This window comes from Paraburkholderia xenovorans (genome assembly GCF_046030735.1).
Classification (GTDB): domain Bacteria; phylum Pseudomonadota; class Gammaproteobacteria; order Burkholderiales; family Burkholderiaceae; genus Paraburkholderia; species Paraburkholderia xenovorans_A.
This window is the reverse complement of sequence record NZ_JAQQBV010000008.1, coordinates 126,862-147,918: the sequence shown is the minus strand read 5'-3', so window position 1 is coordinate 147,918 and position 21,057 is coordinate 126,862. Positions and strand designations below refer to the sequence as shown.

Sequence of the window (21,057 nt, the reverse complement as noted above, 5' to 3'; positions counted from 1 at the left end):
ACGGCGCATGCGCGAACTACGGTGGGCTTCGGAAGAGGGCGACGGTATCGAACATCTGGCGTTCGACGCGCGCGCGGACGGCTTCGCGGCGGAAAGCGCGGTGGTCGGGCAGCGTTACGGCAACGCGTACGGGCTGCACTACGCGGTGCGTGTCGACGCGCAGTGGCGCACTACCTACGCGTGGCTGAAAATCGTCGGCGGCGGCGAGCTTGAGCTATATGGCGACGGCAACGGTCATTGGAGCGATGGCCATGGTGTCGTGCTGGATGCAATCGAAGGCTGCGTCGATATCGATATTGCCGCCACGCCGTTTACCAATACGCTGCCGATCCGACGTTTGCAACTTGCAGAGGGCGAACGCCGCCCGATATCGGTCGCGTATATTTCGACGCCGGATTTGCAGGTCACGCGAGTCGAGCAGGCTTATTCTTGCCTCGCGCTGAATCGCGAGTATCGCTATGAAGGCATCTTTCGCGATTTCACCGCGGACATGCAGGTCGATCAGGACGGACTCGTGATCGACTATCCGACGCTGTTCAGACGCCTGCCGCTCGCGCGTTGACCGGCGCAGGCGTCGGCGCCATTCCCGCGCGATCCGCGCCATGCCGTTCGACAAAGCGTTCGATGCATGCCGCGATCCGTTCAGGCTCGCGCAATACCACCCAGTGGCCCGCATCGATCTCCGTGCGGCTATACGGGCCGAGCCAGGACTCGAGACCGAGCGATAGTTCCGGTCCGACATAACGGTCACGCAACGGCACGATGAATTGCACGGGCGCATGCGCGTGGCGCGCACGCGGGCGCAACAGCTTGTCGATGAAATTGGCGCGGTAGAGGTTCAGGCCGTTGAGCGCATTGCGCAACTGCGAAGGATCGCGCGCGGGCCGCACACGTTCGGTCAAACGTAGCCACAGCGGCCACATGCGAGCGCCGCCTGCGCGCCACACCAGTTCCGGCAGCAAGGGCAGATGAAAGAAGAAGATGTACCAGGACTTGAGCGTTTGCCGCAGGCCGCTGCCGAATGGGCGTTTTGCGGCCGGATGCCTGCGTTGTTCCTGGGCGCTCTCGTCCGGGACAACGGGCGCGTCAGGCCGTCCCTTGTCCCCATGCAGATTCAGCGACGCATGATCGAGACATGGTCCCGAGATCGATGTATACGACGCAATACGGCCCTTGAAAGCCGGATCGGTGACGGCTTCCCAGCTTTGAATGGAACCCCAGTCGTGCCCGACCAGATGAAACGGCCGCCCGCCACAAGTCGCATCCGCAACAGCCGCAAGATCGGCGGCCAGCCGTTCGAGCCGGTACGCCGAGCGGGAATGCGGCGCGTCGGACGAGCCCGCGCCGCGCACGTCGTAGCTGATCACCCGGTAACGCGTATCGAGTTGCGCACGCACCGGTTCCCATACCGCAGCCGAATCCGGGTAGCCGTGCACCAGCACCACCGGTTGCGCGTCGCGCGGTCCGCTGACGTAGACCGCGAGCCGCACGTCGCCGGCCTCGACCGACAGCGTATCGCGTATCACGCGGCCGCCTGCGCGCCGCGCCGTATGCCTTTGCGAGCGCTCGGCGTGACCGCGTTAGTGGCCTCGATCGCGGCGACGAGGCCGTCGATTCGCGCCAGTTGCGCGCGATTGTCGTAGTCCCACGGGTGGAAGCCGGGCCGGAAAAAGCTCAGCCATTCGCCGGCGATGCGCGGAAACACGCCATGACGCGGACCGTACAGATACTTGAGCACGCGCCACATGCCGCGAATATGGCCGCCGCGTTTGCGGTCGGCGATCATCAGACGAATGTGGTAATCGAACACGATCAGCCAGAACATCACCGTGGTGGAAAGCATCGTTCCGGTGCGCAGCAGATAGCGGCCGACGCCCGGCTTGAGCACCGTATTCCACACGTCGTAAGAGACGGATTTATGTTCGGTTTCTTCGAGCGCGTGCCAGGTCCACATCTGCGTATAGCCTTCCACCGATCCGCCGATGCGCGTCGCGTCCTCCAGCAGCAAACCGGCCAGCATCGCGGTGTAATGCTCGAGACACACCGTCACCGCAAGCTGATACGAATCCGGCAGGATCTTGCGGCCGAATTTCAGAATGGCCTGCAGCCGTTTGTCGAGCTTGTGCGCAGGCAGGCCGGCTTCCTGCAGCAGATCGTTGTATTCGATGTGCTCGCGCGTATGCATGGCTTCCTGGCCGATAAAGCCGAGTACCTGCTTTTTCAGTTCGGGGTCGTCGATCTGGTCGCGGTAGTTGCGCACGCTGTCCATGAAGAAACGCTCGCCGGCCGGGAACAGCAGCGAGAGCGCATTGAAGAAGTGTGTCACATGCGAGCCTTGCACGTGCCAATCGCAGGCACGTTCCTTAGGCAGATTGAAACGAAGGTCGCGGCGAACCGGCATCATGGCCTTTCTCCTGGTGTTCGGGTGATTCGTGATGTGCTGCGGATCCGGATGTCGGGTTCAGTTGGCGCAGCACGGTTTGCACTTTTCGCAGGCCGTATCAGGCGCGCCGGCTGTTCATCTGCGCGGCACGGCGCGCACGCTTTTCGGCGATGCGTTTCATGCGGCGCGTTTGCATTACCACCAGCGCCTGATACGCGGCGGGTAACGTGCGCGCGAGCCAGTCGGCGGCGCGCGCGTCGCGGCCGATCAGCACGCGCCGTTTGTTCTTGCGCACGCCGTCGAGAATCACGCGCGCGGCTTCGTCGGCGGTGGTGATGAAGAACTTCTCGAAGTCGTCCTTGCCTTGCTGTTCGTTTTCCAGCATGAAGCCGACCATGTTCGGCGCGATCCGGCTCGATTGCGCGATGCTCGTGCGAATGCCGCCAGGATGCACGCAGGTGGCCGAGACGCCGCACTTCATCAGGTCGAGCTCCTGGCGAAGCGCTTCAGTAAAGCCGCGTACTGCGAATTTGGTCGCGTTGTAGCCGCTCATGCCCGGTTGCGAGAACAGGCCGAACACGCTCGACGTATTGACGATATGCCCCGCGCCGGACGCCTTGAGGTACGGCAGAAACGCCTTCGTGCCGTGCACCACGCCCCAGAAATTGATGCCGACGATCCACTCCAGGTCCGCGTAATCCATCCCTTCGATGGTGCTCGACAGCGCGACGCCCGCGTTGTTGAACACGAGGTTCACGCGCTGATGCTGCGCCGCTGTTTCTGCGGCCCAGTCGAACATCGCCGCGCGGTCCGACACGTCGAGCACGCGCGTGGTGATCCGCAACGGCGCGCCGACGATCTGCGGCGCGGCCGCTTGCGCGAACTGCGCGGTTTCGGCGAGGCTCGTCGGGTTGCGGTCGGCGAGCGCGAGGTGGCAGCCTTCGCGCGCCAACTGGATCGCGAGCGAGCGGCCCATGCCGGAGCCTGCGCCGGTGATCGCGGCCACTCTATCGGTGAAGTTTTTCATGAGTTTGTCTCCTGTCCTCGTGCGTTGTTATGTGGGTCAGGTTGCTTCCGCGGAAGTCGTCGCGCTCGGGCCGGCTGCGTGCGCCGGTTGTTGCAACGAGCTGGTTTGTGCGCTTGCCGCGCTTGCCGGATGTGCCGGACGTGCGGCGGGCGAATACGCGACGTAATCGCTCATGCTGAAGCTGCTGGTGGCCTGGCGGAATTTGTACGCGAATCCCGGCCACAGCGTGGTGTTTTTGCCGGTCTTCGGGTCGAGATACCAGCTCTTGCAGCCGCCTGTCGACCAGATCGCCCGGCCGAGCTTCTGCTGGATCTGCTCGTTGTACGCGCGTTCGACCTGCGGGCGCACTTCGATCGCGTCGGCATGCTCGGCGTTCATCGTCTTCAGCGCGCGCAGGATGTACTCGACCTGCGACTCGATCATGAACACCATCGAGTTATGGCCGAGACCGGTGTTCGGACCCACGATCATGAAAAAATTCGGATAGCCAGGCAGTGCGGTGCCGAGGTATGCATGCGCGCCGTCGCGCCACGTATCGACGATGTCCACGCCGCCCCGGCCGCGCACCACGCCCCGCGGAAACGGATCGGCCACCTGGAAGCCGGTGCCGAAGATCAGCGTGTCGGCCGGGTGGCGCACGCCGTCGCTCGTCACCACGGCATCTGCTTCGATGCGCGCAATGCCGGTCGTGGTGACCGACACGTTCTCACGCGACAGCGCGGGGAAGTAGTCGTTCGAAATCAGGATGCGCTTGCAGCCCATCGTGTAGTTCGGCGTGAGCGTGGCGCGCAGTTGCGGATCGGGCACCTGACGGCGCAGATGGCGCTCGGCCACTTTCTGCGCGGTCTTCATCAGCGAAGGGTGAATCGCGAAGCCGAACGCGCGCGATTCGAGCATGCAGTAGAGCGCCGAACGCATGATCTTCTGCGTGAACGGCAGGTGTTTGAAGAGCCACTGTTCGAGCGGTTTCACCGCACGATCGGCTTTCGGCATGATCCACGGCGGCGTGCGCTGGAACAGGTTCAGATGCGCGACGCGCGGCGCGATTTGCGGCACGAACTGGATCGCGCTCGCGCCGGTGCCGATCACGGCGACGCGCTTGCCCTCGAGCGGATACGTGTGGTCCCAATGCTGCGAGTGAAACGCGCGGCCCCTGAAATTCTCGATGCCGGGAATGTCCGGCATCGCCGCGCGCGACAGGCCGCCCATGGCGGAGATCAGCACCCGCGCGGACCATTGCTGGCCGTTCGCGAAGCTCAGATGCCAGCGGTGCTGCGCTTCGTCGTACACGGCGGTGGCCAGTTCATGGCCGTAGCGCAGATGCCGCTGAATGCCAAAACGCTGCGTGCAGTCTTCCAGATACGCGCGGATTTCCGGCTGACGCGCGAACATGCGGGTCCAGCGCGGGTTCGGTGCGAACGAGAACGAATAGACGTGCGATTGCACGTCGCACGCGCAACCGGGGTAATGGTTGTCGCGCCAGGTGCCGCCGACCGAGTCGGCCTTTTCGGCGACGATGAAGTCGGTCAGGCCGGCCTGGCGGAGCCGGATCGCCATGCCGAGCCCCGCAAAGCCGGAGCCGATGATGGCGATATCGGTAACGATGGGCGACGCGTCGGGCGGCGCGGTGTCGTGGGGCATCATGCGAGCGTTCATCCGATCCGTCTCCTTGTTGTTCACTCTTAACTGTTACATTGTTTGATGTAACAATAGAGGCTGTCAACGGATGGCGCAAGCGAGCGGTTAGATGCCCAACTCTAGGGGTGAGTATTTCTATTTCATGATGTGGAATAGAACATGAAAAAGCGGACCCGCAGGTCCGCCTCGGTTTCATCCTGTTAATGGCCCGCCGATCTCACTTCGCGCTCAGCGCGGCGGTCGCTTCCCGGTTCTGCCACACGTTGTCCTTCACCGTGATTTTCTGCGGGATCAGATGGGCGCCGTAGAACACGTCGGCCACACCTTGCTGTGAACGCACGACGTCGTCGGTGATGGCCGTTGCGCCGTACGGATAGCGCCGCACCCACGTTTCCACGAGCTTCTGATCGAGCCCGACCTTCGGCGCGATCAGCGCGGCGGTTTCCACCGGATGCGCGTTCACCCACAGCCCGGTGGTGCGCAACTGGCCGAGAATCGCGGTGATCACGTCCGGATGCTGCTGCGCGAAGTCGCGCGTCGCTTCATAAAAGTTGTACGCGGGGTCGAGATTCGTATAGTCGACGAGCGGGCGCGCCTTCAGCGCCTGTTGCGCCGACGCGTAGTACGGGTCCCAGATCGCCCACGCGTCGACGGTGCCGCTTTCGAACGCGGCGCGCGCATCGGCCGGCGCCAGATAGACCGGCTGGATGTCTTCGTAACGCAGGCCGGCTTTTTGCAGCGCTTCGAGCAGCAGGTAGTTCGCGCTCGACCCCTTTTGCAACGCGACGCGTTTGCCCTTCAGTTCAGTCACGCTGTGCAGCGCCGAGTCGCCTTTGACCAGTATCGCTTCGCTATGCCGTCCGGCCGGCTCCGCGCCGACGTACACGAAGCGCACGCCGCCGGCCTGGGCGAACACCGGCGGCGGCGCGCCGGTATAGCCGAAGTCGAGGCCGTTCGCGTTCAGTGCTTCGAGCAGTTGCGGTCCGGCTGGAAATTCGAACCACTTGATGCTGTAGCCGAGCGGCTTGAGCTTGTCGTCGAGCGAGCCCTGCGCTTTGAGGATCGCGAGCAGCCCCGACTTCTGATAGCCGATGCGCAGCACCTTGGCCGTGTCGTTGCTCGCGGCGTTTGTGGTAGTGCCGGGGTTTTGAGCGACGGCGCTCAGGCTCGTGAGCGCGGCCAGCAACGCGGCAAGTTGAAGCGATGTTTTGACAGGACGGCCCATCCGGCGAATCTCCATGGCGTTTCGTTGGGTCGATTTTTCATCGATATTGAGAGCGGGAATCGTCGCATGGACGCCGCGCCGATCAAACGAAGCAATGGAGATTTGAATATGACGCGCGCGGGCCGTGTAGCCCGCGCCTGAGCGCCTGGTGGGCACGCCGCGCGCTTACTTGCCGGGTTTGGTTTTCTTGCCCGCGCCATGTTCGTCGCCCGCGCCTTCGGGCGGATGGCCGAGCTTCTTCGCCATGATCGCCGCGACGCGGTCGCCGAGATAGTCGCCCGACGCTTCCTCCAGCGCGCGGTTCATTTCGCTTTCGACCAGCACCATGGCGAGCGGGCGCACGCGCCAGATCGCTTCGACGAGCGCGGGCACATCGGCGGGCGGCGGCAGCGTATCGGCGTCGTAGCGGTCGAGCTGGCGGACCACCAGATCGACCAGCGCCTTCGCGACCGCATTGAAATGCGGCCGCGCGATACCCACGGCGTCGAGCAGATCGGCAAGCGGAATGCCTTCCTGCGCCATCGTCGCGCCGGCCGCGAGTGCCGACGGGCTGCCCGACACGAACGACAAACCGTTGCGCTCCAGCAGGCCGAGGTCGACCGCTTTGCCGAGCGCGCTCGGCGACGCTTTGTCGCCGAACATGTGCAGCAATTCAAGCAGCGAGTATTTTTTCGGCCGCTCGCGCGACCAGCGGCTGCCGATTGCGGATTCGAGGCCCAGGATCGAACGCAGATCGTGGCCTTCGTCGACGGCCATGATCAGGTCCTGGATATTCGCAAGCGTGTAGCCGCGGGTGAGCAGATGGTTGATCAGCTTGAGGCGCGACACGTGCGTGTCGTCGTACACGCCGACGCGGCCGCGTTTTTCAGGCGGCGCGAGCAGACCGCGGTCCTGGTACGCGCGCACGTTGCGCACCGTGGTGTCGGTGACGCGCGCGAGTTCGTCGACGGTGTATTCGTTGCGTGACGGGTCGCTGCCCGAAGCGGGGTTCGGAGCGGCGGCGTCGTCGGGAATGGGCGGGACGGGGGGCGGCGTATTGGGCATGGACGGGATTTTAACGCGGCCGCCCGCGCTTTAGCCGTGCGCTTGCAGCGCGTCGTCGGGCAAGGTGGACGCGCCCGCGCCGAGCGTGCGCTGCATCAGCGTGCTATCGAGCCAGCGTCCGTGCTTGAAACCGACCGCTTTCAACGTGCCGGTCAGTTCGAAACCGAGTTGCGCGTGCAGCGACATCGAGCCGCCGCTGCCGCCGTCGGCGATCACGGCGACCATCTGACGCCACGGTCCGGCTTCGCAACGCTCGATCAAAGCCTGCAGCAGCACGCGGCCGAGGCCGCGGCCGCGATACGCGTCGCTCACGTAGATCGAATCTTCGATCGTGTTGCGATAGGCGGCGCGGGGCCGGTACGGCGTCGCGTAACAGTAGCCGGCGACTTCACCGTCGATCTCGGCCACCATGTACGGCAGCCCGTGAGCGCGTACCGACGCGAGCCGCGTGCGCAGGTCGTCGACGGAAGGCGGGACTTCTTCGAACGACGCAACGCCGGTCAGCACGTGGTGCGCGTAGATCGTCTGGATGGCGGGCAAGTCGGCTTCCACGGCGTCGCGCACGAGCGGCGCGCTGAGCGGCGTGTCGGTTGAACTGGCGGAGGCGGGGCGGGTGGTACTCATACGTGTTCCTGTCGAGGCGGTATCTGTCTGTTGGGCTGTGTGCGAATACATTCAACTATGCCCGCCGCACGCGCGGATTTGAAGCGGGTCAAAAATCGTTTTGACCGGTCATGACATGCAGGCGGTATAGCTACGGACGGTTTGCAGGATTGTCCACACGCGTAGGTATTTGCGTCAACGCTCGAACTGGTCGAATTCGTTTTGCAGCTCGCGATTACGGGCCACGCGTTCGTCGATCGCCGGTCCGAGCCGTTCGACCACCGCCGAAATCAGCAGGTTGAACAGGCAGGTGAGCGGCGCGAGCGAATCCCAGAACTGGCCGACATCCGTTTTGACCTGCAGCAGATCGGCGTCGAAGTCGCGCGCCCACGGGCAATAGATGTCGGTGACGAGCGCGAACGGCAGGCCGCGGCGCGCGGCCGCTTCGCAATAGCGGCGCGCGATGGTCGAATAGGCGCGGGTATCGGTGACGATCAGATACGGCGACTTGAACTCCGAGTTCAGCGAGTCGACATATGAACCCGACATCCCGTCCGAGTAGAACACGCGCGGGCGAATATATTCGAGGTAGCTGTAGAACGCATTGCTGATACCGCGCGTGGATTGAATGCCGAGGATGTACACCGCGTCGGCATTCGAAATGCGTTCGGCGACGCGGGCGAACATCGGCGTTTGCGCGAGCTGGTACACGTGCTGGATCGCGCCGATTTCGAGCTGCAGCGAATGGGCGAGGGCGGTGTCAGGCTCGGCGGGAGGATTGCCGTCGGTCGAGGTCGCGTCGTGCTGGCCGGCTGTGCGGCGAAATGCGTCGAGCCGGTCGGTGATCAGCCACGGACGCTCCTGCGTGCCGCGCAATTCGCGTTTCAGGTCGTCGAGATTCTTGTAGCCGATGCTGCGCAGGAAGCGGCCCACCGAAATGCCGCTGGTGCCGGCTTGCTGCGCGATCTGATCGGCGTTTTCGAGGCCGAGCCGATCGAGGTTCGCCAGCATGTAACTGGCAACGCGTTTCGATGTGGGCGTGAGTTCGGCGAAGCGGGCTTCGACGGTTTGAGCAAAGGCGGTCGGCATCTTAGTCGCGGCGCGGGGCGAGTGGTGGGTCGATCACTGGAATGATGACATAGTCGACTCGCTTGCTGAGCGTAGAGCGGCGCGTGGAGTTGATCAAAGCGCTGATCGAAGCGCTGATCGAAGCGCCGCGGGTCAGACCGCCGGACGGGCCGGCGCGCTTTTCGAAAAGTGCCGCGCGCCCGCCACGCAGGCCACTACCACGACGGTGACCAGAATCATCGCGAGCGGCACCTGTTCGTGCAGCAGCAGGCCGGCGAGCAGCAAACCGAAGAACGGTTGCAGCAATTGCAATTGGCCGACTCCCGCAATTCCGCCGAGCGCGAGGCCGCGATACCAGAACACGAAGCCGATCAGCATGCTGAACAGCGATACGTACGCGAGGCCCCACAGCGCCGCGTGGCTCACGCCGTCGAACGAGGCCGGCCGCGTCCACCACGCGAGCGGCAGCATCAGCGGCAACGACAACACGAGTGCCCACGAAATCACCTGCCAGCCGCCAAGATGCCGCGACAGGCGCGCGCCTTCGGCGTAACCGAGACCGCACACGACGATCGCCGCCAGCATCAGCGCGTCGCCGAGCGGCGATGCGTCGAGTCCATGCCGTAACGCGAATGCGACCACAGCGCCGCTGCCGAGCGCCGAGAACAGCCAGAACGCCGCTTGCGGGCGTTCGCCGCCGCGCAGCACGCCGAAAATCGCAGTGGCGAGCGGCAGCAAGCCGATGAACACCACCGCATGCGCGGCATTCACGTGGCGCAGCGCAAGTGCCGTCAGCAGCGGAAAGCCGACCACCACGCCGAGCGCGACCACGATCAGCGGGATCAGATCGCGCCGCATCGGTCGCGCCTGCCGGAACACGAGCAGCAACAACAGCCCGAGTGTGCCGGCGATCGTCGCGCGGGCGACGGTGAGGAACACCGGGTCGAGGCCCTGCACCGCTATGCGCGTGGCGGGCAGCGAGCCGCTGAAAATGAGTACGCCGATGAGGCCGCTGAGCCAGCCGTTGGTTGTCTTGTCCATCGATGGAAATCCGTGCGTGAGAGAACGCCTTAAGCATCCTCCGATCGCGCGTAAACGGTAAGCTACGGATCAGTACAATTCACACAAACTGTACCTACTGTGGAGCAGTACAGATGGCGGAAAGCGAGTCTCAAAGCGCACTAAGTGTACTAGGCGCACTATCGGGCACCCGCGTCGGGACCGTGATGGACAGCCTGCGCGAGCGCATTGCCAGCCGTTCGCTGATGCCCGGCGCGCGCGTGCCGTCGATCCGCGCGATGACCGGAGCGCTCGGCGTGTCGAAGTCGACGGTGGTGGAGGCATACGACCGGCTGGTCGCGGAGGGCGTGATCGTCGCGCGGCGCGGTTCGGGATTTTTCGTGTCCGGTCATGCGCCGCCGTTCGCGCTCGCCGATCTGGGGCCGCGTCTCGATCGCGAAGTCGATCCGCTGTGGCTCACGCGGCAGTCGCTCGAGGCCGGCGCGAAGATGTTCAAGCCGGGGTGCGGCTGGATGCCCGCGTCATGGCTGCCGGAAGACGGCGTGCGCCGCGCGTTGCGTGCGGTGGCGCGCGATCCGCACGCGCTGCTGGTCGATTACGCGAGTCCGGGCGGCTTGCCCGCGCTGCGCCAGCAACTCGCGTGGCGGCTCGCGCAACACGGCGTGGAGGCGCCGCCCGAACAGATCGTGCTGACCGACGGCGGCACGCATGCACTCGATCTCGTGTGCCGTTTTCTGCTCGAACCCGGCGATACGGTGCTGATCGACGATCCGTGCTACTTCAACTTCCAGGCGCTGCTGCGCGCGCACCGGGTTCGCATCGTCGGGGTGCCTTATACGCCGAACGGTCCCGATCTGGCCGCGTTCGAGCGCGCGCTGATCGAACATCGTCCGCGCCTGTACGTGACCAATGCCGCGGTCCACAATCCGACCGGCGCGACGCTCGCACCTGCGATCGCGCACCGGCTCTTGAAGCTGGCGGGCGAGCACGATCTGCTGATCGTCGAGGACGACATCTTCGCCGATTTCGAAGGCGAACCCGCGCCGCGTCTGGCCGCATTCGACGGCCTCGCGCGGGTGGTGTCGATCGGCAGCTTTTCCAAGACCTTGTCGGCGGCGGTGCGCTGCGGCTATATCGCGGCGCGCAGCGCATGGATCGAGCCGCTGATCGATCTGAAACTGGCGACTTCGTTCGGCAACGGCCAGCTCGCGGCGAGCGTCGTGCATCGTTTGCTGGTGGACGGCACCTATCGGCGGCATCTGGAATCGATGCGCACCAAACTCGCCGACGCGATGGGGGAGACGATCCGGCGGCTCGGCTATGCGGGCCTTCAGGTGTGGACCCGCCCGCGCTGTGGGTTGTTCGTATGGGCGCGTCTGCCGGACGGACTCGATGCCGCCGAGGTCGCCCGTCATGCGCTCGCCGACAACGTGGTGTTCGCGCCGGGCAATGTGTTCAGCGCATCGCAAAGCGCCACCGGGTATCTGCGCTTCAACGTGTCGCAATGCAATCGCCCGAAGGTGTACGACGCGTTGCAACGCGCGATGGAGGTGTCGGCCGTGCGCGTTTAGCTGCGCTCAGGTCGACTCCCTTAGGTAACTTCACTCAGGTAACTTCATTTACACAGCAGAAGCAGCCGTTCCTGATCCGTGCAGGACGTGCGCGGCTTTTGCACGGCTTGCGTCGCCGCGGCCGCGCTCATCGCCGCGCTCTTGTTGACGAGGCACGCGCGCAGATGCTTCTCGACCGGGCCGTAGTATTTCCAGCCGCGCACGAGCGCCGGCAACTCGAGCTTCACCTGCTTCCACTTCGGATGGCCTTGCGCCTGCAGGTTGTCGAAGTTGGTGCACAGCGAGTCGGCGAAACGGTTCAGATTGACGACGGTATCGCGCAGCCCGTAATCGTAGGTGACGAGGAAGGCTTTGACGGTCAGCGTCGGCACGTCTTCTTTCAGCCAGTTCGGATAGCTGGCCGCGCGGATCGTTGCGGGAAAGTAGGTCTGTTTTGCGCGAGCGGTTTCGGGCGCGGCCGGGTCCACTTTCAACAAGCGGATCTGTTGCAGCAGTTCGGGATTCATGTCGTTGAACAGCTTGGCCGGCTGTCCGACCACGATGATCGCCACGTCCACTTTCTTCACGATCAACGCGGCAAGCGCGTCCTCGTTGCTCAGATGCTGGATGTTCTGGTCGGGAATCGGCTGACCGAACATCAGGTGATAAAGCGTGGTGGCCGATTGCGCGGTGCCGCTGCCTATCAGGCCGACGCTGATGCTCTTGTCCTTGATGTCCGCGAAAGTTTTTAGCGGCGAGTCGGCGCGCACCACGACGTTAATTTCTTCGTCGTAGAGCGGCATGATGAGCCGCAGCGGACGGATTGCGGTACCGGCGTCGGCGTTGCCCGCGTTCGCCATATCGAGGTAGGCCTGGTACACGTCGGACTGCACCAGCGCGAGCTTGACGCCCGGCTCGAAGCGCATGCGTTGCACGTTCTCCGCCGAGCCTTTCGATGCCATCACTTCGAGATCGATGCCGACCGGTGCGGCCACCCATTTCGCCAGATCCTGACCGAACTGGATATAGGTGCCTCGTTCCGGCCCGGTGACGATCTTGTAGTGCGCGGCTTCGGCAAGCGCAAACGACGACACGATCATCAACACCAGCCCCAGCCATCCCGTGAGAAGTCTCTTCAGCATGGTCGATCCACCTATCGTTCGGGTTTGAACAGCCGCTCGCGCCGACGTGTTCGACGCGCCGGTGCGAGAGGATTTGCTACGTCATGTTCGGCGCACGTCGCGTGCGATGTCCGTGGGTTGCCGCTCAGTCGCTGCGCAAATACGTGTTGCGGCGAGCTATGCGGAGATGCAGCCACTTCGCAGCCACTTCGTCGGCTGGTCAGACTATTCGGTATCCGTATGATTTTTCATTGACTCGCCTTGGCGGTCGCGGGTGACTTCGCGCCGCTGGCGCTCGGCCGGCTCCAGCCGGAATCCCTGATCGCTCGAGCGCGTGCTTCGGCGCTGTTCGCGTCGGCCACCGTGGCGCCCGCGTGCGGCGCGGTGGCTTGCGCGCCGTTCGGCTGCGGTATGGACGTTGGTGGCTGTGACGCAGCGTGTGACGCAGTTTGCGTCGCAACTCCGGCAGCGGCATGCGAATTGAGCGGCGCCCAGCCGGTTTCGCGAATCACGCGTTCGAGAATGCTTTTGGCGGCCGCGTTGCCGGTGTCGATGCTGAGCGCTTCGTTCGCATGCTGACGCGCGCATGGCCACGCTTGTTGCGCGGCGCACGTTTGCGCGGCCTGCAATGCGGCGTCGCGGCGCGCGGCCAACGGCTTCAGGTCGTTCAGCAGCGATTGCGCATCGGCATTGCCGGGTTGCAGCGCTTGCGTCGCAGCGAGAGCCGCCTGCGCCGTCGAGATGTCGTTGTTGCGGATCGCCTGGCGTGCGGTTTGGAGCGCTTGCGCGGCGTCGCGGAACTGCGGTGTGGGCGGGAGCACGGGTTTCGCCGGCGCGGGCGCGGCCATTTGTGGCGCGATAGGAAGCAGCAATGTGTTCGACGTGGAAGCGCCGGGCTTCGCGGCGATCGCCGGATTCGCAGCGGCGTTCTGATTCGCCGGTTGAGCGGACTGGGGCCGGGCAGCCTGCGTAGTCTGAGCAGGCGCATACGGTGCGATCGTGCCGGTGGTCGTTCTGGCGTCCTGCGTCGTGTCGTTCTGTTCGGTGTCGCGGCTTTGCAGATCGTGGTCGTCGCCGAATAGTTGATAGCCGACAAACGCCAGGCCGATTGCGACAATCGCGACGATCGCGAGCAGCACCTTGCGCACCGTGAGTCCACCGGGGCCTATCCAATGCGGGTGTTCGGCGAGCGGAGCAATCGGCGCGTCCGGCGATGCGAGAAACGGGGTGGGCAATTCCGGAGCGACACTCGCCGCGCTTTTCTGCGCGACGGGTGCGGCAGTGTCAGCGGTAGCGGTGGTCGGCGTGTCGATGTTGTTTCTCGGCGGCTTGTTCATCGCGCTGGCGCGGCTGCCTGGAATCACGACACGCTTGTGCGGACCCGCGTCGAGCGGATGCGCCGCGCCGCAATACGGGCAATAGTCGACTTCACGATACAGTGCGCCGCCACAGCGTTTGCAGGGCGTCGGAAAGCTTTGGCCGAGTAGTGTCTGGGTGGACATGCTGTGGACCCACCTGTTGGAAACGATGCCGGTACGGCATGCTCCAGATCGTGTTGAGGCAGGAGCAACGTCCGCGTAAATCACGATCCACATGCGCTAAAAGAGCGTTGGGCCGCACGTTTGCGCATGCGGTGCCGCTGCTTCCAATATGTGGCGTTTCGTTGAGCGCGTCAATCGCCGGTGATACCTAGCGTGTGTGCGTCAGCGCACATTTCCAGGTACGACGAAACACTGCATATGCAGGCAGGACGAACGGACGGTGAGCTTTTTGTACGCGGCGCGCGGAGTCGTCGAACAAACGCGCGTGAACATCATGACAGACGTGAAAACAGAACGAGGTCGAAGCGCATGGCGCCCGACCTTGTCTTTAAGTGCTTGTAGCGCGCACCGGGCGCATCAGTGCTGGCGCAGCGGATGATCCTTCAGCAGCCACGCGAGCGCGAAAGCCAGCACCACCACGCATGCGGCCGATAGATAAACCATGTGCAGCGCGCCCGCGAACGCTTGCAGATAGTCGCCGCGCAACGCGTCCGGCAACTGGTGGATCGCCGCGGGTCCGAGTGCGTGCGGCAATTCGGTGTCGGGTGGAATCAGCTTCTCGAGGCGCGAAGCGAGGCCGTTCGAAAATACTGCGCCGAACGTGGCTACGCCGATCGAGCCGCCGATCGAGCGGAATAGCGTGGCTCCCGAAGTCGCCACGCCCATATGTTTGAATTCGACCGTGTTCTGCACCGCGAGAATCAGCACTTGCATCACCATGCCGAGGCCGCAACCGAGTATGCCCATATCGACATACATCACATGAATCGGCGAATCGATCTGCAAACGCGCGAGCAACACCATGGCGACGGCGACGAGGAACGTGCCCGCGATCGGGAACATCCGGTATTTGCCGATCCTGCTGATCAGGCGTCCGGTCACCATCGACATCACGAACAGGCCGCCCATCATCGGCAGCATCTGCATGCCGGCCTCGGTGGGCGTCGAGCCTTTCACCACTTGCAGATAGAGCGGCAGGAACGTGACCGAACCGAACAGCGACACGCCGATGATGAAACCGATCAGACTGCTCAGCAAAAACGTGCGCTGTTTAAACAGTTCCAGCGGCATGATCGGCTCAACCGCGGTGCGCTCTTCGTGGATGAAACCCCAGATCGACACGAGCCCGATGCCGAGCGTGAACCACAGTTGCGGCGACGACCACGGCAGGATCGTGCCGCCCTGGCTCGTGAACAGGATGATGCAGGTGAGGGCGCCCGCGAGGAACGCCGCGCCCATGTAGTCGATCACGTGCTTCACCTGTTGCACATGCGGCTTGAACACGGCGCCGATCACGACTAGCGAAACGATGCCGAGCGGCAGGTTGATGTAGAAGATCCAGCGCCACGACAGATGTTCGACGAGAAAGCCGCCGAGCAACGGCCCGACCACGGTGGCGAGACCGAACACGCCGCCGAACACGCCCTGATAGCGGCCGCGCTGGGCCGGCGGGATCACGTCGGCGATCGCAGCCATCGTGACGACCAGCAGACCGCCGCCGCCGAGACCTTGCAACGCGCGCAGCACGATCAACTGGGTCATGTTCTGCGCGACGCCGCACAACGCGGAGCCGACCAGGAACAGGATGATCGCCGTTTGCAGCACGATCTTGCGGCCGAACAGGTCGCCGAATTTGCCGTACAGCGGCACCACGATGGTCGAGCTGAGCAGGTAGGCGGTGACCACCCACGACAGATTGCTCAGCCCACCCAGTTCGCCGACGATGGTCGGCAACGCGGTCGAGACGATCGTCTGGTCGAGCGCGGCGAGCAGCATCACCAGCAGCAGTGCTGGAAACAGCAGGCGGATCGGCGGGTGGTCGACGGGTTGCGCGGCGGCCTTGGAGTCGCCGTGCGCGAGCGCTGCGGGTTGAGTCGTTGTCGATTGATTCATGGGGCTGGGACGTTGAAATTAATTAATTTAGAAATTAATATATGCGACATCGCTCCACTCGTCAAACTGAAAAAGCAATGGCAAGGATTCCATCGGATGAACCCGCGGTGAAGCGGCCGCCCCGCAAGGCCCGGCAGATCGCGGAAGAGGGCGCTCAGTCGCCTGGTCGGTCTGGCGCGGTTGATGCCGTTGATGCGGCGAGTACGCGCGCTGCTGCGCCGCTCCGGCGTCCGGGCCGCCCCTCGGGCGCCGCGCGCGGTCCGGAGCAGCGCACCCGGTTGCTCGAAGCGGCGTTGGTGCTGTTCGCGCGGCAGGGCATCGTCGACACGACGCTCGGCGAGATCGCCCGTGAAGCCGGTTTTACGCCGGCGATGATGCATTACTACTTCAAGACCCGCGATCAATTGCTCGACGTGCTGATCGACGAGCGCTTCGCGCCGTTGCGATCGGGGTTAGGCACGCCGTTTCTGGAGAACCCCGACGATCCGGTGGGGGCCATCACCCAGCTCGCGCAGCGGCTGGTGCAGGTGGCGGATGAGTATCCGTGGTTTCCGTCGCTGTGGGTGCGCGAGGTGATCAGCGACGGCGGCTTGCTGCGCCAGCGCATGCATGAGCGCTTCGGCAATGCGCATCAGAAAGCGTCGCTGGCTTATATCGAGCGTTGGCAGAAGGAAGGGCGATTGAATCCGAATCTCGAGCCTTCGCTGGTATTCGTTACGTTGCTGGGGATGACGATTTTGCCGCTCGCGACTTCGAAGCTGTGGGGCAACGATCCGGCACGCTGCAAGATCGGCAGTGCGGAGATCGCGCGTCATGCGGTGGCGTTGCTGGTGCAGGGTGTCGGGCCGCGGAAGGCGGAGTGACTGGAGCGGCGCTCTGCCGGAAACGGGCCCGCACGTAAATGCCGCGTGTACCGTGATTTTTTAAATACGAAAAACGTAAAAATAAAATAACGATCGTTATTGATTTCGTATTTTTCTATTTTAAATATCGTCACCACTGAGACTGTTGTTTCAGTGGTGACGATATTTTTTCAACTACGCTTGCCGTTTCCTTGCTGAGATCGTAGAACGAATTGTTGGCGACTATAAGTTTTGAAGCCGCCGACCATTTTTGATTCGACTAACTGGTATGCCTTTCGTCAACGGGATGTCCGCTGAACGTTCGCCTGTTTGCAGAAAAAGCGGGACCTGGTGTCGAATCATATCCGATTACTTATTTTTCCCGGGAAACGGACGATGAAATTATTTCGGTTGATTTGTATTCTATGGCCGCTTTTACTTGGCATTGCCCATGCGGCACAGATTAAAGATTCGACACTATGCAATGGAGAGCCGGTTCCTGTCATTCCCGACGGCACGCTGGCGTGTGCGCCAGATGTAGGGGTGGCGCCTGATTCGGGGCAGGACGTTGCTGCGAAAATCAACTCCGCATTAACGCAGAATCCATATGGAATTTATTTTCCTGCTGGAGAATATGTGATAAATGAAAATATCGATCTGCATGGAAGTAACAATATAATCGGCTCCAGGGATGGAATTACGGTTTTCAGGAGTGTAAATAATTCGTCGCCGACAGTTGGGCAGGGATATTATTATGCGGGCGTGAATGATATGGCGATAAAAAATATTATAATGGATAATGTTGTTATTTATTTTTATGGAGAGCAGGGAAATATTGAAATTTCCAATAATGGGCTGATAAATACCGTCAGTGCCGGGTCGCAGCTGGCAGTTTCTCACAACAAATTTGTGGTCTCAGGGAATGTTTTGATGCGGGATGAAACGCATCCGGGCGAGGGGCTGAGCACTTACTGCAATAACGGCGCGACCGTGCAGAATAATCTGGTGGGCGAGATGTCTGATGACAGGTTATTGCCCGTGATGAACTATATTAAACCTGATGTCTATTTGCTGATCAATAAAATAAAAACGCTGGCCAAGAACGGGAAATTAACCTTGAACGACGATCAGGGAAACTTTCAGGACGCATGGTATGCGACGAGCTGTCTTACGAATTCGTCTTTTGTTGGAAATGTCATCATTGGGAACACCAGGGAATGTCTTTTCGAGAATCCGGACGGCACTTGTGAAAAGGCGCGCGACCACGTTACATACATAAAAGAGTATAACGGTGTGGACGTGGTGAACAACTATTATTCTGGATGGCCATATGACTCATCCGGTCAAATAAAATTCAGAAATGCTTCCTACCTTTATTTCGCGGGGAATTACCTCGATAAGGGGGTGGATTTCGACGCGCGACCATACGACAATTCGAGTGTGATGAAGATGGATCATACTTTCGTGTTTAACAATTTTATTGCTGACGGGATTGTGAGTTACTGGCAAAATTTTGCGGACACGGATGAAACGTACATCGACGCAAACAATTTCCTGGTGTTCAGTAACTTATTTGACGGCGCTGATCGATCAGCGACCTATGTTAACTCTACGCCCTATAGCACGCACGGTGAATTTCTGGCATCGGAGAACAACTTTCCGGATGGAACACCGGTCAATACCTATGACTTCACCGCTGTCGATCTGACTACGGCCCAGGCGCGCTTGCCTGCAGACAAGCAATATCTGCTCAAAGTAAAACCGATCCCGTTGTGGAAGAATATCGGAAATATTAGTGGACCTGCTCTGACGTATAACCAGCTTGTCAGACTTGATCTGACGTGGACCGATAGCGGAGAAAAGGACTTTATAGTGTACGATCCGGCAGGGAATACCGGTATGTTTCCAGCGTGGGACTGGCCGTATGCGCTGACGGATCTGATTAATACCAATGTGGGGCATGTCTGCGCTGGCATACTCGGCCAGACGTTGGCTACGTCAGGCCATTGCCCGTACATGACATCGGTTGCGTCCAGTTATCTCAACAACTTGTATACTATAAATGGTAAATCGGCTGAGCCGAAAATTAGCATAATTGATAAATATAACGATATCGGCCCAATACAAGGTGGAGATCTTGCTCAAAATCAGTCAGTCATCTTTACTATAAAGTTTGAAGATGGAACCAGTCATTCAGTGACGTACACGCCCAGCAGTTCAGACTGGCTGCCAGCCTACCGTTGGAAAAACGGATTGTCGACGGAGATCAATAACACCATTGATGGCGTCTGTGCTGGTCAGTTAAACGTGCAAGATAGGGCGGCCACCAGCAAATGTGAATTTGTGCAACCTGTGGGATCAAGCTATTTAAACGACATTGTCATGCTGAACGGCCAGTCTGCTACGTTTACAACCGAATTCATTACGACTCCGTCTAAATAGCGGGTTGCCATACCTGGGGCTCTACGACGCAAGGAAGACCTTGTACTTTGGCGCGTACACGCGCCGAAGTACATGTACCGGTCCGGGCACTGCGATGCCGCGCGTAACGCTGCGCCGCCTGCCATCCACGCCGCGTGTTCAACAACAACTTTCTTCACATGTCGCAACCCCGCGGCACGCAACGTGCTACGTCTGGGGTAAATGTCGGCACCGGCCAGCCAAAACAGTGGCGTCGAGCGCCGTTTTTTCATTCGCGTGCAATTTTGGCGCGTTGCGTTGCGCACGGATTGCGTGATGGCCATGTCTTACAATCACGGCCTGCGTGCAACTCGGCGCATGAATTCGAGTCGGAACCATGAACAGCAACATTGCAGCCGCGCAAACCGGCGGCACAGTGCAGGGCGATACCCTGGCCACGTCTGACGGCCTAACCGGTTTTATAGAGCAACAACAGAAAATGAACGGAGCATTGAGACTCGATCAAGCCACGATCGTGCTCGTCGAGGACGACCCGGATAGCCGGGAATCGTTGACCTTGTTACTGGAAGCTGAAGGGGCGCAGGTCGTCGCTGTGGCGGACGCGGAAGAGGGCGTGGAAGCGGCGCTGCGGCTATTGCCCGACGCCGTGGTGTGCGACCTCGAATTGCCCGCGATGGACGGCTTCTACCTGATCCAGCGCTTGCGCGATCACGAGATTCGCGGCGATCACGTGCCTTCGGTGGCGGTGGCGCTCACAGGTCACACCGACGACGCCTACCGGTTACGCAGCATCGGCGAAGGTTTCCAGCATTTCATGACGAAGCCGGCATTGCCGGAAGATCTCGTGACGCTGCTGCACGAAGCAATCAACGCTCGCGCCGCGGGCTGATCGGCAAACGGCGGGCCTGGAGTTTTCCAGGCCCGCCGCTTTCGTTGCGTTATGTTGCGTGATGTTTCGTTATGTTGTGCCGACGCAGCGATGGCTGTCGCCACCACCCGTCGCCGCATTATTTTGCGGCTGCTGCGGGCGTTGCCGTTTTTCCGGCCCCGGCTGCGGTTTGCGCGGCCGCTTCTGCCGCCTGGCAGTTGGAACACAAACCCTTCAATTCGATTTCATCGCTGGCGAGGCGATAGCCCGAGCTTTCGATTTGCGCGACGAGTGCCTGGCGCAGCTTCGGCTGATGCAATTCGGTGACGTTGCCGCACTGCTGGCAGACCACCAGAATGCCGTGCTGACATTGCGTCAGATCGTGGCACACGGTGAACGCGTTGATCGATTCGATCCGATGGACGAGCCCTGCCGAGAGCAGGAAGTCCAGCGCCCGATAGACCGTGGGCGGCGCCGATCCCGGATGGATCTGACGCATATCGTCCAGCAGTGAATAGGCTTTGGTGGCGCGCCCGGAATTCAACAGCAGTTCGAGCACTTTGCGGCGGATCGGCGTGAGTTTTTCACCGCGTTCGCGGCAGTATTCGTCCGCGAGCGCGAGAGCGGCCTCCTGCGACTCGCCGTGGGCGTGCCCATGCGTATCGCCTGGCTCATGGTGGTGAGCGGCTGCGGGCGAGGGTTGGTGGGCAGTGGCGGCGGGCTTGGCGATCTTCATGCGTCGATTATAAAGGGCATCGTGCTTGCTGTGCCTTCGCCAGCGAAGGGGAAAACGCGCGGGCAATGCGCGCCGCT

Annotated in this window: 18 protein-coding genes; 5 read left to right on the top strand and 13 right to left on the bottom strand. The window is 61.8% G+C overall.

Annotation, left to right across the window (positions count from 1 at the left end):
* Positions 1 to 7: 7 nt before the first annotated feature.
* Complete coding sequence (locus PQQ51_RS10290; RefSeq protein WP_408496663.1) at positions 8 to 562, top strand: putative glycolipid-binding domain-containing protein; 555 nt, start codon at positions 8 to 10, stop codon at positions 560 to 562.
* Here PQQ51_RS10290 and PQQ51_RS10285 read toward each other — a convergent pair.
* From PQQ51_RS10285 to PQQ51_RS10245, 9 genes are all read right to left on the bottom strand, one after another.
* Entirely contained in the window at positions 537 to 1,526 is a 990-nt protein-coding gene (locus tag PQQ51_RS10285; RefSeq protein WP_408496662.1) for an alpha/beta fold hydrolase, read from the bottom strand. The two genes, PQQ51_RS10290 and PQQ51_RS10285, sit on opposite strands and share 26 nt — an antisense overlap.
* Positions 1,523 to 2,404, bottom strand: coding sequence for a metal-dependent hydrolase (locus PQQ51_RS10280; RefSeq protein WP_408496661.1), 882 nt, complete (start codon positions 2,402 to 2,404; stop codon positions 1,523 to 1,525). Before PQQ51_RS10280 ends, PQQ51_RS10285 begins: the two co-directional genes overlap by 4 nt.
* 97 nt (positions 2,405 to 2,501) lie before the next feature.
* Positions 2,502 to 3,410 (bottom strand): SDR family NAD(P)-dependent oxidoreductase, encoded by a 909-nt coding sequence (locus tag PQQ51_RS10275; protein WP_408496660.1) that lies wholly within the window; start codon positions 3,408 to 3,410, stop codon positions 2,502 to 2,504.
* 36 nt (positions 3,411 to 3,446) lie between these two features.
* Positions 3,447 to 5,066, bottom strand: a complete 1,620-nt coding sequence (locus PQQ51_RS10270) for a flavin-containing monooxygenase (protein WP_408496659.1) — start codon at positions 5,064 to 5,066, stop codon at positions 3,447 to 3,449.
* Positions 5,067 to 5,265: 199 nt separating this feature from the next.
* Complete coding sequence (locus PQQ51_RS10265) at positions 5,266 to 6,273, bottom strand: sulfonate ABC transporter substrate-binding protein (protein ID WP_408496747.1); 1,008 nt, start codon at positions 6,271 to 6,273, stop codon at positions 5,266 to 5,268.
* Between the two features lie 165 nt (positions 6,274 to 6,438).
* Complete coding sequence (locus PQQ51_RS10260) at positions 6,439 to 7,317, bottom strand: MerR family transcriptional regulator (RefSeq protein ID WP_408496658.1); 879 nt, start codon at positions 7,315 to 7,317, stop codon at positions 6,439 to 6,441.
* A gap of 30 nt (positions 7,318 to 7,347) precedes the next feature.
* Positions 7,348 to 7,941, bottom strand: coding sequence for a GNAT family N-acetyltransferase (locus tag PQQ51_RS10255; protein ID WP_408496657.1), 594 nt, complete (start codon positions 7,939 to 7,941; stop codon positions 7,348 to 7,350).
* Between the two features lie 174 nt (positions 7,942 to 8,115).
* The gene (gene sapR, locus PQQ51_RS10250; RefSeq protein WP_408496656.1) at positions 8,116 to 9,009 is read right to left on the bottom strand and encodes a sap1 transcriptional regulator SapR; all 894 of its coding nucleotides are present in this window, start codon (positions 9,007 to 9,009) and stop codon (positions 8,116 to 8,118) included.
* 132 nt (positions 9,010 to 9,141) lie between these two features.
* Positions 9,142 to 10,029 (bottom strand): DMT family transporter, encoded by an 888-nt coding sequence (locus tag PQQ51_RS10245; RefSeq protein WP_408496655.1) that lies wholly within the window; start codon positions 10,027 to 10,029, stop codon positions 9,142 to 9,144.
* Positions 10,030 to 10,142: 113 nt separating this feature from the next.
* Here PQQ51_RS10245 and PQQ51_RS10240 point away from each other — a divergent pair, with 113 nt between their 5' ends.
* Entirely contained in the window at positions 10,143 to 11,579 is a 1,437-nt protein-coding gene (locus PQQ51_RS10240) for an aminotransferase-like domain-containing protein (protein WP_408496654.1), read from the top strand.
* Positions 11,580 to 11,623: 44 nt separating this feature from the next.
* Here PQQ51_RS10240 and PQQ51_RS10235 read toward each other — a convergent pair whose 3' ends face one another.
* The 3 genes from PQQ51_RS10235 to PQQ51_RS10225 all read right to left on the bottom strand — a co-directional run bounded on the left by PQQ51_RS10235 (position 11,624) and on the right by PQQ51_RS10225 (position 16,113).
* Entirely contained in the window at positions 11,624 to 12,700 is a 1,077-nt protein-coding gene (locus PQQ51_RS10235; RefSeq protein ID WP_408496653.1) for a TAXI family TRAP transporter solute-binding subunit, read from the bottom strand.
* Positions 12,701 to 12,927: 227 nt separating this feature from the next.
* Positions 12,928 to 14,181: a hypothetical protein gene (locus tag PQQ51_RS10230; RefSeq protein ID WP_408496652.1), complete on the bottom strand. Its 1,254-nt coding sequence runs from the start codon at positions 14,179 to 14,181 to the stop codon at positions 12,928 to 12,930.
* 396 nt (positions 14,182 to 14,577) lie between these two features.
* A complete protein-coding gene (locus PQQ51_RS10225) occupies positions 14,578 to 16,113 on the bottom strand; it encodes an MDR family MFS transporter (protein ID WP_408496651.1) in 1,536 nt (511 codons plus the stop codon).
* A gap of 77 nt (positions 16,114 to 16,190) precedes the next feature.
* Between PQQ51_RS10225 and PQQ51_RS10220 the strand changes: the two genes are divergently transcribed.
* The 3 genes from PQQ51_RS10220 (at position 16,191) to PQQ51_RS10210 (ending at position 20,265) form a co-directional block, all read left to right on the top strand.
* Positions 16,191 to 16,976 (top strand): TetR/AcrR family transcriptional regulator, encoded by a 786-nt coding sequence (locus PQQ51_RS10220; protein WP_408496650.1) that lies wholly within the window; start codon positions 16,191 to 16,193, stop codon positions 16,974 to 16,976.
* Positions 16,977 to 17,351: 375 nt separating this feature from the next.
* Positions 17,352 to 19,397: a glycosyl hydrolase family 28-related protein gene (locus PQQ51_RS10215; protein ID WP_408496649.1), complete on the top strand. Its 2,046-nt coding sequence runs from the start codon at positions 17,352 to 17,354 to the stop codon at positions 19,395 to 19,397.
* 355 nt (positions 19,398 to 19,752) lie between these two features.
* Positions 19,753 to 20,265 (top strand): response regulator, encoded by a 513-nt coding sequence (locus PQQ51_RS10210; RefSeq protein ID WP_408496648.1) that lies wholly within the window; start codon positions 19,753 to 19,755, stop codon positions 20,263 to 20,265.
* Between the two features lie 118 nt (positions 20,266 to 20,383).
* Here the strand turns inward: PQQ51_RS10210 and PQQ51_RS10205 are convergent, their stop codons facing one another.
* A complete protein-coding gene (locus PQQ51_RS10205; protein ID WP_408496746.1) occupies positions 20,384 to 20,980 on the bottom strand; it encodes a Fur family transcriptional regulator in 597 nt (198 codons plus the stop codon).
* Between the last annotated feature and the right edge of the window lie 77 nt (positions 20,981 to 21,057).

Coding starts and splice junctions, on each gene's coding strand:
- PQQ51_RS10290 (WP_408496663.1), top strand. CDS start 8: ATGCGCGAACTACGGTGGGCTTCGGAAGAGGGCGACGGTATCGAACAT.
- PQQ51_RS10280 (WP_408496661.1), bottom strand. CDS start 2,404: ATGATGCCGGTTCGCCGCGACCTTCGTTTCAATCTGCCTAAGGAACGT.
- PQQ51_RS10275 (WP_408496660.1), bottom strand. CDS start 3,410: ATGAAAAACTTCACCGATAGAGTGGCCGCGATCACCGGCGCAGGCTCC.
- PQQ51_RS10270 (WP_408496659.1), bottom strand. CDS start 5,066: ATGAACGCTCGCATGATGCCCCACGACACCGCGCCGCCCGACGCGTCG.
- PQQ51_RS10265 (WP_408496747.1), bottom strand. CDS start 6,273: ATGGGCCGTCCTGTCAAAACATCGCTTCAACTTGCCGCGTTGCTGGCC.
- PQQ51_RS10260 (WP_408496658.1), bottom strand. CDS start 7,317: ATGCCCAATACGCCGCCCCCCGTCCCGCCCATTCCCGACGACGCCGCC.
- PQQ51_RS10255 (WP_408496657.1), bottom strand. CDS start 7,941: ATGAGTACCACCCGCCCCGCCTCCGCCAGTTCAACCGACACGCCGCTC.
- sapR (WP_408496656.1), bottom strand. CDS start 9,009: ATGCCGACCGCCTTTGCTCAAACCGTCGAAGCCCGCTTCGCCGAACTC.
- PQQ51_RS10245 (WP_408496655.1), bottom strand. CDS start 10,029: ATGGACAAGACAACCAACGGCTGGCTCAGCGGCCTCATCGGCGTACTC.
- PQQ51_RS10240 (WP_408496654.1), top strand. CDS start 10,143: ATGGCGGAAAGCGAGTCTCAAAGCGCACTAAGTGTACTAGGCGCACTA.
- PQQ51_RS10235 (WP_408496653.1), bottom strand. CDS start 12,700: ATGCTGAAGAGACTTCTCACGGGATGGCTGGGGCTGGTGTTGATGATC.
- PQQ51_RS10230 (WP_408496652.1), bottom strand. CDS start 14,181: ATGTCCACCCAGACACTACTCGGCCAAAGCTTTCCGACGCCCTGCAAA.
- PQQ51_RS10225 (WP_408496651.1), bottom strand. CDS start 16,113: ATGAATCAATCGACAACGACTCAACCCGCAGCGCTCGCGCACGGCGAC.
- PQQ51_RS10220 (WP_408496650.1), top strand. CDS start 16,191: ATGGCAAGGATTCCATCGGATGAACCCGCGGTGAAGCGGCCGCCCCGC.
- PQQ51_RS10215 (WP_408496649.1), top strand. CDS start 17,352: ATGAAATTATTTCGGTTGATTTGTATTCTATGGCCGCTTTTACTTGGC.
- PQQ51_RS10210 (WP_408496648.1), top strand. CDS start 19,753: ATGAACAGCAACATTGCAGCCGCGCAAACCGGCGGCACAGTGCAGGGC.
- PQQ51_RS10205 (WP_408496746.1), bottom strand. CDS start 20,980: ATGAAGATCGCCAAGCCCGCCGCCACTGCCCACCAACCCTCGCCCGCA.